The 12,802-nt window shown below is 73.0% G+C and carries 14 protein-coding genes and 1 riboswitch; of the genes, 12 read left to right on the top strand and 2 right to left on the bottom strand.

Annotated features, from left to right (window positions below):
• Positions 1-16: 16 nt before the first annotated feature.
• Genes ACIQMX_RS28580 through ACIQMX_RS28610 form a run of 7 tightly spaced genes read left to right on the top strand, consistent with a single transcriptional unit; the run spans position 17 to position 6,441 of the window.
• Entirely contained in the window at positions 17-454 is a 438-nt protein-coding gene (locus ACIQMX_RS28580) for a phage tail protein (RefSeq protein ID WP_148016756.1), read from the top strand.
• A 5-nt stretch (positions 455-459) separates the two neighbouring features.
• The gene (locus ACIQMX_RS28585) at positions 460-1,260 is read left to right on the top strand and encodes a peptidase M23 (RefSeq protein WP_363076533.1); all 801 of its coding nucleotides are present in this window, start codon (positions 460-462) and stop codon (positions 1,258-1,260) included.
• Positions 1,257-3,146: a VgrG-related protein gene (locus ACIQMX_RS28590; RefSeq protein WP_402482312.1), complete on the top strand. Its 1,890-nt coding sequence runs from the start codon at positions 1,257-1,259 to the stop codon at positions 3,144-3,146. Before ACIQMX_RS28585 ends, ACIQMX_RS28590 begins: the two co-directional genes overlap by 4 nt.
• 32 nt (positions 3,147-3,178) lie before the next feature.
• Positions 3,179-3,460 (top strand): PAAR domain-containing protein, encoded by a 282-nt coding sequence (locus ACIQMX_RS28595; RefSeq protein ID WP_363076529.1) that lies wholly within the window; start codon positions 3,179-3,181, stop codon positions 3,458-3,460.
• Between the two features lie 6 nt (positions 3,461-3,466).
• Positions 3,467-3,901 (top strand): GPW/gp25 family protein, encoded by a 435-nt coding sequence (locus ACIQMX_RS28600; RefSeq protein ID WP_402482316.1) that lies wholly within the window; start codon positions 3,467-3,469, stop codon positions 3,899-3,901.
• A complete protein-coding gene (locus ACIQMX_RS28605; RefSeq protein ID WP_402482319.1) occupies positions 3,898-5,868 on the top strand; it encodes a putative baseplate assembly protein in 1,971 nt (656 codons plus the stop codon). The genes ACIQMX_RS28600 and ACIQMX_RS28605 overlap by 4 nt, the downstream gene beginning before the upstream one ends.
• 3 nt (positions 5,869-5,871) lie before the next feature.
• A complete protein-coding gene (locus ACIQMX_RS28610) occupies positions 5,872-6,441 on the top strand; it encodes a phage tail protein (RefSeq protein WP_363076523.1) in 570 nt (189 codons plus the stop codon).
• Positions 6,442-6,457: 16 nt separating this feature from the next.
• On the opposite strand, the gene ACIQMX_RS28615 is transcribed toward ACIQMX_RS28610, so the two are convergent.
• Positions 6,458-6,817 (bottom strand): hypothetical protein, encoded by a 360-nt coding sequence (locus ACIQMX_RS28615; protein WP_402482322.1) that lies wholly within the window; start codon positions 6,815-6,817, stop codon positions 6,458-6,460.
• A 151-nt stretch (positions 6,818-6,968) separates the two neighbouring features.
• Here ACIQMX_RS28615 and ACIQMX_RS28620 point away from each other — a divergent pair, with 151 nt between their 5' ends.
• Positions 6,969-7,550: an NADase-type glycan-binding domain-containing protein gene (locus ACIQMX_RS28620; RefSeq protein WP_402482325.1), complete on the top strand. Its 582-nt coding sequence runs from the start codon at positions 6,969-6,971 to the stop codon at positions 7,548-7,550.
• Between the two features lie 67 nt (positions 7,551-7,617).
• Here ACIQMX_RS28620 and ACIQMX_RS28625 read toward each other — a convergent pair whose 3' ends face one another.
• Positions 7,618-8,805, bottom strand: coding sequence for a four-carbon acid sugar kinase family protein (locus ACIQMX_RS28625; RefSeq protein ID WP_402482327.1), 1,188 nt, complete (start codon positions 8,803-8,805; stop codon positions 7,618-7,620).
• 199 nt (positions 8,806-9,004) lie between these two features.
• Here ACIQMX_RS28625 and ACIQMX_RS28630 point away from each other — a divergent pair, with 199 nt between their 5' ends.
• From ACIQMX_RS28630 to ACIQMX_RS28645, 4 genes are all read left to right on the top strand, one after another.
• Positions 9,005-9,457 (top strand): NAD(P)H-dependent oxidoreductase, encoded by a 453-nt coding sequence (locus tag ACIQMX_RS28630; RefSeq protein ID WP_363076517.1) that lies wholly within the window; start codon positions 9,005-9,007, stop codon positions 9,455-9,457.
• 245 nt (positions 9,458-9,702) lie between these two features.
• A riboswitch (SAM riboswitch) is annotated at positions 9,703-9,815 on the top strand.
• A 39-nt stretch (positions 9,816-9,854) separates the two neighbouring features.
• Positions 9,855-9,971, top strand: coding sequence for a putative leader peptide (locus ACIQMX_RS28635; protein WP_363076515.1), 117 nt, complete (start codon positions 9,855-9,857; stop codon positions 9,969-9,971).
• 73 nt (positions 9,972-10,044) lie between these two features.
• On the top strand, positions 10,045-11,271 hold the full coding sequence (locus tag ACIQMX_RS28640; RefSeq protein WP_402482331.1) for an LLM class flavin-dependent oxidoreductase: 1,227 nt from the start codon (positions 10,045-10,047) through the stop codon (positions 11,269-11,271).
• Positions 11,272-11,289: 18 nt separating this feature from the next.
• On the top strand, positions 11,290-12,690 hold the full coding sequence (locus ACIQMX_RS28645) for an NtaA/DmoA family FMN-dependent monooxygenase (RefSeq protein WP_363076511.1): 1,401 nt from the start codon (positions 11,290-11,292) through the stop codon (positions 12,688-12,690).
• Positions 12,691-12,802: the final 112 nt, after the last annotated feature.

Raw genomic sequence — 12,802 nt, forward strand, 5'->3', positions numbered from 1 at the left:
TCGAGAGGCACGTGCCATGGCCACCTCCCCGGACGACGACCCCGCCGTCAGCGTCTGCTTCGTCGTGACGATCGACGACATCGAGCTCGGGTCGTTCAACACCTGCGACGGGCTGGGCTGTGAAGTGGTCCTGGAGACCCGGGAGGAGGGCGGCAACAACGGGCATCTGTGGCAGCTGCCGACCCGGCTGAAGTACTCCAACGTCAAGCTGTCCCGCCCGCTCACCCGGGAGACGGAGAAGGTGGCCCGCTGGTTCGCCACGATGACGACCGGCTTCAGCCGCAAGACGGCGCACATCGAGGCGCGCACCGGCGACGGGCGGAAGGTGGCCCAGTGGGGGCTGCTGGAGGTCGTGCCCGTCCGGTGGACGGGTCCCTCCTTCACGCCCGAGTCGCCCAAGGTCGCGATGGAGACGATCGAGATCGCCCACCACGGCTACGTGATGGAGGGCTGAGCGGCATGAGCGGCGCGGGACCCATCGCCTTCAGCGCCGCCGGTACGTCCGGGGTGGCGTCAGCGGCGAAGGGCGGCTCGGCCAGGCCCAAGCTGGAGCACGCCTACCTGGAGCTGCGGACGCCGCCGACCGGGGGCGGGCTCACGCCCGGCGGACCGTGCGGACGGATCGACTTCCAGTTCAATCCCAAGGAGCTGAGCCTGACCAAGGCCGCCTCCTGGAAACGCACCCCGGCCAAGGGCGCGAAGAGCTCAGGGCCGCCGGAGTACCAGGGATCGCAGCCCAGCAAGCTCACCGTCGAGATGTTCTTCGACGCCAGCGACACCCAGGACACCCGGGTCGTGACCTCGGTGGAACAGCTCTTCGCCTGCTGTGTGCCGACGAGCGAGACCCGGCAGCAGCAGCGTTCGTCACCCCCGTGGGTGGTCTTCCACTGGGGCGGGCTCACCGGGTTCCCCGGATACGTCAGCCAAGTCGCCGCGAAATACACCTTGTTCACGACCTCCGGGGTGCCGATCCGGGCCGTCTGCCAGGTCACGATGGAGGAGATCAGCGGGGAGACCCCCGGCCAGAACCCGACCTCCGGCGCGCTGGTGGCCCGGCGCGTGCACCGGGTGGCGGCCGGGGACTCGCTGCCGTCGCTGGCGCACCGGGAGTACGGCGACGCCGGCGCGTGGCGGGCCATCGCGGAGGCGAACCGTATCGACGACCCGTTGCGGCTCGCGCCGGGGACACAGCTGCTGCTGCCCGCTCTCGACGAGCTGGGCAGACTCGGCAGCGAAGCGGACCGGGGGCGGGGCCGATGACCGGGCAGGGCGTCGCCAGTGCGCTGGTGGTGGAGTTCGACGGCACCCCGCTCGCCGCGAGGTTCGTGAACACGCTCGTCGAGGGGTACGTGGACGACAGCCGTACGCTCCCCGACCTGTTCCTGCTGCGGTTCCGGGACCCCGGACGGGTCCTGCTGGAGCAGACCGGACTGAAGATCGGCAGCGAGGCGCGGCTGCTGGCCCGGGCCGGCGGTGACACGGCACCGAAGCCACTGCTCGAAGGCGTGGTCACGGCACTTGAGGTCGAACTCGACGAGACCGGCACGTTCACCGTCGTACGGGGCCTCGACGAGTCGCACCGGCTGCTGCGGGGGCGGCGGGTCGCCAGCTACCAGAACATGACGCTCGCCGACATCTGCGGACAGGTCGCCCAGCGCGCCGGACTGAAGCCGGGAACGGTGGACATCGCCGGACCCGTGATCGAGCACCTGGCCCAGCCCAACGTCACCGACTGGGAGTTCGTGCGAGGGCTCGCCGAGGAGGCCGGGGCGCAGGCGTACGTACGCGACGGGCAGCTGCACCTCACCCGTCCCGCCGAGGCGAGCGGGGCGCCGGACGGGTCGGCCCGCGCCGACCGCAACCCGCTCGTCCTCGAACTGGGCGACAACCTGCTGCGCTGCCGCGCCGGGGTCTCGGCCGCCGAGCAGGTGTCCGAGGTGGAAGTGCGGGGCTGGGACGTCGCGGCCAAGCAGCCGGTGGTGGGCAGGGCCCCGGCCGGCACGTCCTCGACGCTGGAACTCGGCGTGACGGCCGCCGAGGTCTCCGCGCCCTTCGGCGAGGCACGGTTCGTCGTCACCGACGCGGCGTACGGGGCGCAGGCACAGGTGGACCGGGCGGCGAAGGCCCTGGCGGAGCGGATCGCCGGGTCGTTCGCGGAGCTGGAGGCGGCGATCCGGGGCAACCCGGAGGTCAGGGCGGGCAGCGCGGTGGCGCTGAACGCGGTGGGCGCGCCCTTCGAGGGCCGGTACACCGTCACGTCCTCGCGCCATGTCTTCGACGCCGTACGCGGGTACGAGACCTGGATCACCGTGTCGGGGCAGCAGGAACGCTCGCTGTTCGGGCTCGTGGGAGGCGGCGGGCAGGGTCCGGCGGGCCCGCCCGGCCGATGCTCGGGACTGGTCAGCGGGACGGTGACGGACACCCAGGATCCGGAGGGATCGGGCCGGGTGAAGGTGCGCTTCCCCTGGCTTTCGGACGAGTACGCCAGTGACTGGGCGCGCACGGCACAGTCCGGCGGAACGGGCGGCGGCGAGGCCTTCATCCCGGAGGTCGGGGACGAAGTGCTGGTCGGCTTCGAACACGGGCACCTGGACCGGCCGTACGTGCTGGCCGGGCTGTACAACGGGAAGGACCGGCCCGGGGGAGGAGCCCCGGCCCCCGGGGGAACCCCCGCCGAAGGCGGCGACCTCGTCGATCCCACCACCGGCGCGGTGAACCGTCGCGCCTTCGCGTCCAAGAGCGGAAACCAGCTCGAACTGCTGGACGCGGCCGACGGACCGCAGGGGGTCAGGCTCCGCACCGGCGACGGAAAGCTCACCATCGACCTGGACCGGCGGGGCACGGCCGTCGTCATCAACAGCGACGGCAGCGTGACGATCGAGGCCAAGGAGCAGGTCTCCGTCAAGGCGGCCAAGGGCGTCGCGCTGGACGCCGGACGCGGGGCGCTCGAACTGACCGGCGACAGCGTCACGGTGACGTCCCGCAGCGGGATCGCGCTCGACGGCGGGAACGGCAGGGTCGCGCTCTCCACCGGCGGCGCGGTGGAGGTCCGTGGCGGCCAGGTCACGGTCGAGGGCACACAGCGCACGGACGTGAGGAGCGGTGGGTCGGTGGCCGTCGACGCACCGATGATCACGCTCAACTGATCCACCGCACTCAGGGAAGAGGAGCACACCGCATGCCGTCAGCCGCAGCCGCACGGGTCGGAGACCCCACCGGCCACCCCGGCACGGTCGGGCCGCCCGGAGTGGTGTCGGTGCTGATCGGCGGGAAGCCCGCCGCCACGGTCGGCACCGCCCACCAGTGCGCGTCCCCGCTCGCCCACCCGCCGTCCGCGATCGCACCGCCCGGCAGTACCACCGTGCGGATCGGCGGCAGTCCGGCCGCCCGGGCCGGAGATCTGAGCGGCTGTGGTTCGCCGGTCGTGTCGGGCTGCGCCACCGTACGGATCGGAGGCTGAGCCGTCATGGGACAGCAGTTCATCGGAGCCGGCTGGGCGTTCCCGCCCCGTACGGACGCCACCGGCTCCATCGCCCTGGTGCGCGGCGAGCGGGAGCTGGAGGAGTCGATCCGGCTGATCCTCGCGACCTCCCCGGGCGAGCGGCCGATGCGGCCCGAGTTCGGCTGCGCCGTCAACGACTACGTGTTCGCGCCCGCGGACGCGGGAACGGCGGGGCAGCTCGCGTACGAGGTACGGCTGGCGCTGGAGCGCTGGGAGCCCCGGATCGACGTCGCCGACGTCACCGTGCGGTTCGACGAGGCGGACAACGGGGTCCTCTACATCGACATCGGCTACGCGGTGCGCGGCTCCAACGACCCCCGCAACCTCGTCTTCCCGTTCTACGTGATTCCGCAGCACGCCCAGGAGACGAGCCACGACGACGAGGAGGCCGGCGCGTGACGCTGCCCAGTCCCCATCTGGACGACCGCCGCTTCCAGGGCCTGGTGGACGAGGCAAAGCGCCTGGTCCAGCAGCGCTGCCCGGAGTGGACCGACCACAACGTGTCCGACCCGGGCGTCACCCTCATCGAGGCGTTCGCCACCATGGTCGACCAGCTCGTCTACCGCGTGAACAGGGTGCCGGAGAAGAGCTATCTCACCTTTCTCGACCTGATCGGGGTCCGGCTGCACCCGCCCACGGCCGCGCACACCGACGTGACGTTCCGGCTCTCCGCGCCCCGGCCCGACCCGGTCGTCGTGCGGGCCGGGACGGAGGTCGCCACCGTGCGTACGGAGACGGAGGAAGCCGTCGTCTTCACGACCGCCGAGCAGCTGACGATCACTCCCTGCGCCTTCGCCCACCTCGCCACCTGGCCGGTGTCCCAGGAGCCGGCGGACCGCACGGAGGAGCTGGCGATCGGCCGGGACGTGACGTGCTTCGGGGCGGTCCCGGCGCCCGGCGACTGTCTCTATGTCGGTCTGTCGGCCGCGGTGCCCGCGGGAGTCGTCGTGCTGCGGCTCGACTGCAAGGTCGAGGGCGTCGGCGTCGATCCGCTGCGGCCGCCGCTGGTCTGGGAGGCCTGGGACGGTGCCGCCTGGACGGTCTGCGACATCGAGAAGGACGCCACCGGAGGCTTCAACCGCTCCGGCGAACTGATCCTCCACCTGCCGAGGACGCACACCCCGGCGGCCGTCGTGCGGCGCACCGGGGGCTGGCTGCGCTGCCGCCTGATCGACGCACAGGACGGCAGGCCGACGTACCTGGCACCGCCCGTCCTCCGCCGGATCACGGCCTTCACCATCGGTGCGACCGTGGCCGCCGAACATGCCGAGACGGTCGCCGACGAGGTGCTGGGCGTGGCGGAAGGGGTGCCGGGCCAGGCGTTCGAGCTGGCCCGCGCGCCGGTGGTTCCGGGTGACTTCGTGGTCGAAGTGGCCGAACCCGGGAGCGGACCCGAGCCGGAGTACACCCGGTGGACCCGGGTCGACGACTTCGCGCACTCCGGACCCGACGACCACCACATCACCCTCGACCCCAACTCCGGCCGCGTCGAGTTTGGCCCGGCCGTACGGGAACGGGACGGATCCGTCCGCCACTACGGCGCGGTCCCGGCGAAGGGCGCCGCTGTCCGGGTCCGGTCCTACCGCACGGGCGGCGGGCTGCGCGGAAATGTCGCCAGGTCGACACTGAAGATCCTGCGCAGCGCGATCCCCTACGTGGCCCGGGTGGAGAACCGCCGCCCGGCCCTCGGAGGTGTCGACGGAGAGAGCGTCGACAGCGCCCGGGTGCGCGGGCCCATGACACTGCGGACCCTGCACCGCGCCGTCGTCCCGCACGACTACGAACTCCTCGCCCGCGACATCGCGCCGGACGCGGCACGTGTGCACTGCATCCGGGCGGGCGAACCCGGGGAAGACGACGGTTCCGCCCACGGCGTCCGGCTGCTCGTCGTCCCGGCCGGCCGCAGCGACGAGCAGGGCAGGATCGAGTTCGACGAGCTCATCCCACCCGCCCATACGCTCAGCCTCATCGCCGGGCATCTGGAGGCCCGCCGTCCGATCGGGGCCCGCCTCGTCGTCGAGCCGCCGTTCTACCAGGGCGTCACCGTCGTCGCCTCGGTGCAGGCCGAGCGCGGAGCGAGCGCGGAGCGCGTACGGGAAGCGGCGCTGGCCGCGCTGTACGGGTACTTCAACGCGCTGTCCGGAGGGCCGAACGGACAGGGCTGGCCCTTCGGGCGGCCGGTCCAGTCGGGGGAGGCCTTCGCCGTGCTCCAGCGGGTGCCCGGGATCGACCTCGTGGAGGACGTACGGCTCTACCGCGCCGATCCGGTCACCGGAGAGCGCACCGACGCCACGTCCAAGATCCCGCTCGACCGGCACGCGCTGGTCTTCAGCTACGAGCACCAGCTCCGGGTGAGAGGGGCCTAGAGCGTGTCGCGCACCGGCGTCACCGGACTTCCGACCCCGCACCCACTGATCGACCAGCTGCCCGCCGTCTACCTGGAACAGGACTTCCTCCGGCGCTTCCTCGCCGCGCTCGACGAGGTGCTCGCGCCGGTCCTGCTCACCATCGACAATCTGCCCGCCCATCTCGACCCCCGCAGCGCCCCGGAGGACTTCCTGGCCTGGCTGGCCCAATGGGTGGCCGTGGAGCCGTACGAGGACAGTCCCGTCGAACGGCGCCGCGATGCGGTGCGGGGCGCGGTCGCCCGGCATGCCCGGCGCGGTACGGCCGACGGGCTGGCCGACGCGGTGCGGCTGGCGACGGGCGCGGAGACGGAGATCACCGAGAGCGGCGGAACGGCCTGGTCGACCGTGTCGCAGACCGCGCTGCCCGGCCGGGCGCGCGCCTGGGTGACGCTCCGGGTCCGGGAACGGGCGGGGCGGCCCGTCGACCGGGTGCGGCTGGAGGAGCTCATCGGGACCGAGATCCCGGCCCATGTGGGGTACACGCTGGAGATCCTGCCTCCGGCCGGGGACACGGGAGGCGGTGCGCGGTGATCTGCGAGGCGTGTGGTCACCGGAATCCGCCGGGGCGGGAGTTCTGCGCGTCCTGCGAGGCGTTCCTGGCGTGGGAGCCGGAGAGGGCGGGCGAGCCGGAAGCGGGACCGCGGGCGGCCGGACGGCCGGAGCCCGTGGCGCCTGCCCCGGCCCCGGAGTACCGTCCGCCCGTCGTTCCGCCCACGACTCCGGCGTCCGGCCCCGTACGCCTGCCCACCGCACCGCCCACCGCACCGGCCTTGCCTCCGCAGCCGGCGACGGCGGCGGCTCCCCGGCGTCCCGGAGACGCTCCGGACGGTCCGGCCCCCGGCCCCGATGCCTGGGCACCCGGACCGGAGCCCCGCGCTGCCGAACCGCCCAGGCCGGTGGTGGGCACTTCGGTGGTGTGTCCCAACTGCCGTGCGGAGAACGCGCCGGAACGCACACTCTGCGTCCGGTGTGCGCTGCTCCTCGACCCGGGGCCGCCCCCGGCCGTCCGCCCGCCGTGGTGGCGCCGGATCCTCAGGCGGACGTCCGGGAAGACCCGCGTGGCGGGTACGCGGCCACGGCGCGGGCGGCGCAGACCGAGGTTCGCGCTGCCGCTCGCGCTGCTGGTGCTGGCGGTCGGGGTCTGGTTCGCGCTGCCGCATCTCTCCGGTCTGCTCGGCCTCGCCAAGGAGGAGACCGGGGCACCGGAGGCGGTGGTCCCGTCCGCGTTCCGGAGCTCCACTTCCGCGCCGGGACATCCCGCGACGGCGGCCTTCGACGGATTCAACAACCGGTACTGGGCGCCGCGGGAGAGCGGTGACGGAGCCGGCGAGTATCTGGACTGCTCGTTCGCGCAGCCGGTCCGGCTGCTGAAGATGGTGGTCTTCTCCGGGACTTCGGCGCGGAAGGACGAATTCCTCACGCAGGCCAGGCCTGCCCACATCACCGTGGTCCTGACCTCGAAGGACGGCAAGGAGAGCAGCCGGACGATCCGGCTGGCCGACGCAGCGGGACAGCAGACGTTCGACGTACGGGGGACGGACACGGTCGCGGTGCGGCTCACCGTCGACTCCGCGTACGGGACGGGCAAGGGGCGCCGGGTGGCCGTCGCGGAGGTCGAGTTCTTCGGACACCGCTCCTGACACACCCCCGGATCCGGCCCAACGGTCCGCGGCCCCGCCGCGGTCGCCGTCGGGCCGGGACCGCCTCTCAGCGCCGGGCGCTGTGAGTCTGCCGGACCAGACGGCAGAGCCGCAGAAGCATCTCGTCGTCGCCGAAGCCGCCCGCCTTGATCAGGACGGGGAGGGACGACGAGCCGAGCGGGGTTCCGCGGGCGACGCCGGGCTCGGGCTCGTCGAGCAGGTCGATCCCGTCGATGCCGAGGGCCTGGAACACGGTCGCGGCCGTCTCCCCGCCGGTGACGACGAGCGCGTCGACCAGACGCTCCCCGGCGAGCGTCCGTACGACAGCCGCGAGGGACCGGGCGAGCACGCGCGCGGTGTGCGGGGCATGGCGTTCATCGGGTGTCTGTACCGTGAGGACGGGTGCGGTCAGGGCCCGCAGGGCCCGAACCGCCGGGGCGGGATCGCCGCCGACGACGACGCCCCGGACGTCGGCCCGGTCGCGGAGCGCGGCCAGCTGCCGCCGGGTCGCCGGATGGGCGCTGCCGACGACGACGAGCGGTCGGCGGACCGGCGCGGGTGCGGGCGGCACCGGCCCGTCATCGCGGGCGCAGCGCCGGGCCAGCGCGGCCGCCAGCCCGGGCGAGCCGACCCACAGGACGTCGTCGAGGCCGGGGACCGCCGCGACCAGGCGGTCGAGGTCGCCGTCCGTCGCGGCGGAGCAGACGATCAGAGCGCCCCGGCCGATGAGGCCGGGCAGTTCGGCCGCCCGGTCCGGTCCGACGACGACGGCGTCCGGGAACACCGTCGTGAGGTCCGAACACCGCACCGGATGAACGGGGTCGCGGGCGAAGTCGCTCTCGTGGACCGGCACGCCCCGGACGTACTGGACCGCCTCGACCGTCACCCGTCCTTCCGCGGGAAAGGCGGGAGCGAGGACGACGGCCCGCCGCCCCGACCCCGCCCACGCGGCCCGGACCTCCGCCGCGACGTGGCCGCGCAGCGTCGAATCCACCGTCTTGAACAGGAGCGCGGAGCCGGCGAACCGGCGGGCGGCCCGGCCCGTACGCGCGGCGGCGGCCTCCTCGTCCAGCAGCCGGGTCCCGAGATCGACCGCGGTCACCCCCGTACGGGGCAGGGGTTCCGCCGCCGGGGCGGACAGGAGGATCCGCGCCTCGTGGCCGGCCCGGCGGAACGGGGCTGCTCCGTCCCCGGCACTGGTGAGGTCGTCCGCGAGTATGCCGAGGCCCTGCCGGGCCTCCTTGCCGGATGTCATGCCGCGCCTCTCCGCCGGACCGGTCGTCGGTGAACGGACCCATGATCGATGACATCGGGGAAGCACACCAGACGATCCGCCCATGGCCCGGGCCGGCCGGTCCGGCGGGGCTCGGACCGCACATCACCACCGGCCGGTGTCGCGGCGCGAGCCGTACCCTGCTTGCGGCCGCGCGGCGAGCACGGCAGGGTGCGGAGGTGTGGCCACTCTCCTGATCGTGCATCACACGCCCTCGCCCAACTGCCAGGCACTGCTCGAAGCCGTCGTCTCCGGTGCGACGACCGACGGGATCGAAGGGGTCCGGGTGGAGCGCCGGGCGGCGCTTGCCGCGACGGCCTCCGACGTTCTTGCCGCCGACGGCATCCTGCTCGGCACCCCCGCGAACCTCGGCTATGTGTCCGGCGCCCTCAAGCACTTCTTCGACCAGATCTACTACCCCTGTCTGGACGCGACGCGCGGCCGCCCCTTCGGGTACTACGTGCACGGCGGCAACGACGTCACGGGCGCCGTCCGGGCCATCGAGTCGATCACGACCGGCCTCGGATGGCGCCGTGCGACCGACGCCGTGACGGTCACGGGAGAACCCGCCAAGGCCGACACCGAGGCGTGCTGGGAGCTGGGAGCGACCCTCGCCGCCGGCCTGACGGACTGACCCGCCGCGGGCCGTCTGCCCGTTCCTCGGACACCGCTGCCGCCGCCGCGACCGGCGCCGTCCCGGCCGCGGTGCGCAAGGAACGTCACACGCCACGGCAGCCTTGGGCAGCACGGGAGACGAACGAACCGTGCGGCGGCGGAATGCCCGGCGCCGCAGTGGTGTTGTGGCTCACGGCAGAGCGAGTACGGCCATGATCCACCGGGCATTGCGCGGCGGGCCCGTCGCGCGTAGCGTTCCGGGCAGGTCATGAGTGTCAGCGTCGAGCCCCGGCTTGCTGACCGGCAACCCTCCCGCGCGGTGGGGTGCTCCGGGTGACGACCAGGCGGGACCCGTCCGGGTTCCGCAAGCGCGAGGCCTCCGGGCCCGCCGAGCCGGAAGAGCGGAGGCGACGGTCATGCCACCGGTGACCTGCCCGCTCGTCAAGGTGCTCGCCCCCCGGCGCCGCGTCCACCTCTACTCCCGGCCGCACATCGACCTCCAGCGCGTGGCCGGCGCGCTCTGTTGTCCCTGATCCGTACCCGCGACGCCGAACCTCCCGACGAGGCCCGGCGATCACCCACGGTCGATCAGGAAGGCACCCTGTCGTGTCCGCACCGTCATCCCCGCACCCTCCCCTGTCCGCCCCCCTGCACCTCGCCGTCGCACTCAACGGCGCGGGCTGGCACCCGGCCGCGTGGCGCGAGCCGGAGGCCCGGCCCAGGGACCTGCTCACCGCCGCATACTGGACCGACACCGTCCAGGAGGCCGAACGCGGCCTGCTCGACCTCGTGACGATCGAGGACGCACTCGGGCTCCAGTCCTCGCAGTTCACCGGGCCCGACGGCCGTACCGACCAGGAGCGCGGGCGCCTGGACGCGGTACTCATCGCCGCCCGCGTCGCCCCGCTGACCCGGCACATCGGACTCGTCCCCACCGTGGTCGCCACGCACACGGAGCCGTTCCACATCTCCAAGGCCATCGCCACGCTCGACTACGTGAGCACCGGCCGGGCCGGTCTGCGCATCCAGGTCTCGGCCCGGCAGCACGAAGCCGCACACTTCGGCCGCCGCACGTTCCCGCACTTCGGGATCGACGACCTGGACACCCCGGCCGTCCGCGATCTGACCGCCGAACTCTTCGAGGAGGCAGCCGACTACGTCGAGGCGGTGCGCCGCCTCTGGGACAGCTGGGAGGACGGGGCGGAGATACGCGACGTCGCCACCGGCCGCTTCATCGACCGCGAGCAGTTGCACTACATCGACTTCGAGGGACGGCACTTCAGCGTCAAGGGCCCCTCGATCACGCCCCGGCCGCCGCAAGGACAACCGGTCGTCAGTGCCCTGGCGCACCGGAGCGTGCCGTTCCAACTCGTGGCCCGCTCCACGGACATCGGCTACGTCACCCCGCACGACACCGTCGGCGCCCGCTCCATCACCGAAGAGATCCGTGCCGAACAGGCAGCCGCGGGGCGCGCGGCGGAGCTCCTCCACCTCTTCGGGGATCTCGTCGTCTTCCTCGACGAGGAGCCCGGAGCCGCGGCGGCCCGGCGGGACCGTCTCGACGGCCTCGCCGGACAGCCGTACGCGAGCGACGCGAAGGTCTTCACCGGCACCCCCGCGCAACTGGCGGACCTGCTCCTGGAATGGCAGCGGGCCGGGCTCACCGGATTCCGGCTGCGGCCCGCGGTGATCGGCCACGACCTCCCGGCGATCACCCGCGGACTGGTGCCCGAACTGCAGCGACGAGGTGCCTTCCGGACCGCCTACGAGGCCGACACCCTGCGCGGGCTGCTCGGACTCGCCCGCCCCGCCAACCGTTACGCCACCGCCTGAGCCGGAGGGACCACCGACATGAGCACCAGCGACGGCGCCGGCAACGGCAGGCCGCTCAAGCAGATCCATCTCGCCGCCCACTTCCCGGGCGTCAACAACACCACCGTGTGGAGCGATCCCGCGGCGGGAAGCCACGTCGAGTTCAGCTCGTTCGCGCACTTCGCGCGTACCGCCGAACGCGCCAAGTTCGACTTCCTGTTCCTCGCCGAAGGGCTCCGGCTCCGCGAACAGGGCGGGCAGATATACGACTTGGACGTTGTCGGGCGCCCCGACACCTTCACCGTACTGTCCGCCCTGGCCGCCGTCACCGAACACCTGGGCCTCACCGGCACGATCAACTCCACGTTCAACGAGCCCTACGAGGTGGCCCGCCAGTTCGCCAGCCTCGATCACCTCTCGGGCGGGCGCGCGGCGTGGAACGTCGTGACCTCGTGGGACGCCTTCACGGGCGAGAACTTCCGCCGCGGCGGATTCCTGCCGCAGGAGGAGCGGTACTCCCGAGCCAAGGAGTTCCTCGCCACGGCCAACGAACTGTTCGACTCCTGGCGCGGCGACGAAATCGTCGCCGACCAGGGGGCCGGTACCTTCCTCCGGGACGCGCGGGCCGGATCCTTCGCGCACCGGGGACAGCACTTCGACATCGAGGGGCAGTTCAACGTCCCGCGCAGCCCGCAGGGCCGCCCGGTGATCTTCCAGGCCGGTGACTCGGACGACGGACGCGAGTTCGCGGCCGAGGGCGCCGACGCGATCTTCAGCCGGTACAGCACCCTCAAGGAGGGGCAGGCGTTCTACACGGACGTCAAGGGCCGGCTCGCCCGCCACGGCCGCACCCACGACCAGCTGCTCATCCTGCCCGCCGCGACCTTCGTCCTCGGCGACACGGACGCCGAGGCGCAGGAACTGGCCCGCGAGGTACGCAGGCAGCAGGTCAGCGGCGCCACCGCGATCAAGCACCTCGAGTTCGTGTGGAACCGCGACCTGTCCTCGTACGACCCCGAAGGGCCGCTTCCCGACATCGATCCGGACCTCGGCGAACACACCATCGCCCGAGGCCGCGCGCAGGTACGCATGTACCGCGATCCGCTGGCCATCGCCAGGGAATGGCGGGAGCTGGCGGCCGCGAAGAACTGGTCGATCCGTGACCTCGTCATCGAGACCGGCAACCGGCAGGCCTTCGTCGGCTCACCGGCCACCGTGGCGACGACCATCAACGACTTCGTCCAGGCCGACGCCGCCGACGGCTTCATCCTCGTCCCGCATCTCACACCCGGCGGGCTGGACGTCTTCGCCGACACCGTGGTCCCGATCCTTCAGGAGCGGGGTGTGTTCCGCACGGAGTACGAGGGAACGACGCTGCGCGACCACCTCGGCCTGAGCCGCCCCGGCGACGTCGCGGCAGCCGAGCGCGCGGCCTCCTGACCACCCCTGCACCCCTCGCGGCCGGTGCGTCGTCGGATCCGGTCACCGGCGACGACACCGGCGCAGCGTTGCGTGTCCCGGCCGAGTGACGCCAGCCGGGTGTGTCTGCGCG

Origin of the sequence: Streptomyces sp. NPDC091416 (assembly GCF_044756845.1) — a bacterium.
Lineage (GTDB): Bacteria > Actinomycetota > Actinomycetes > Streptomycetales > Streptomycetaceae > Streptomyces.

Bases quoted from the DNA above. Each gene is read 5' to 3' on its own strand.
- ACIQMX_RS28580 (WP_148016756.1), top strand. From the start codon at position 17: ATGGCCACCTCCCCGGACGACGACCCCGCCGTCAGCGTCTGCTTCGTC.
- ACIQMX_RS28585 (WP_363076533.1), top strand. From the start codon at position 460: ATGAGCGGCGCGGGACCCATCGCCTTCAGCGCCGCCGGTACGTCCGGG.
- ACIQMX_RS28590 (WP_402482312.1), top strand. From the start codon at position 1,257: ATGACCGGGCAGGGCGTCGCCAGTGCGCTGGTGGTGGAGTTCGACGGC.
- ACIQMX_RS28595 (WP_363076529.1), top strand. From the start codon at position 3,179: ATGCCGTCAGCCGCAGCCGCACGGGTCGGAGACCCCACCGGCCACCCC.
- ACIQMX_RS28600 (WP_402482316.1), top strand. From the start codon at position 3,467: ATGGGACAGCAGTTCATCGGAGCCGGCTGGGCGTTCCCGCCCCGTACG.
- ACIQMX_RS28625 (WP_402482327.1), bottom strand. From the start codon at position 8,805: ATGACATCCGGCAAGGAGGCCCGGCAGGGCCTCGGCATACTCGCGGAC.
- ACIQMX_RS28635 (WP_363076515.1), top strand. From the start codon at position 9,855: ATGCCACCGGTGACCTGCCCGCTCGTCAAGGTGCTCGCCCCCCGGCGC.
- ACIQMX_RS28645 (WP_363076511.1), top strand. From the start codon at position 11,290: ATGAGCACCAGCGACGGCGCCGGCAACGGCAGGCCGCTCAAGCAGATC.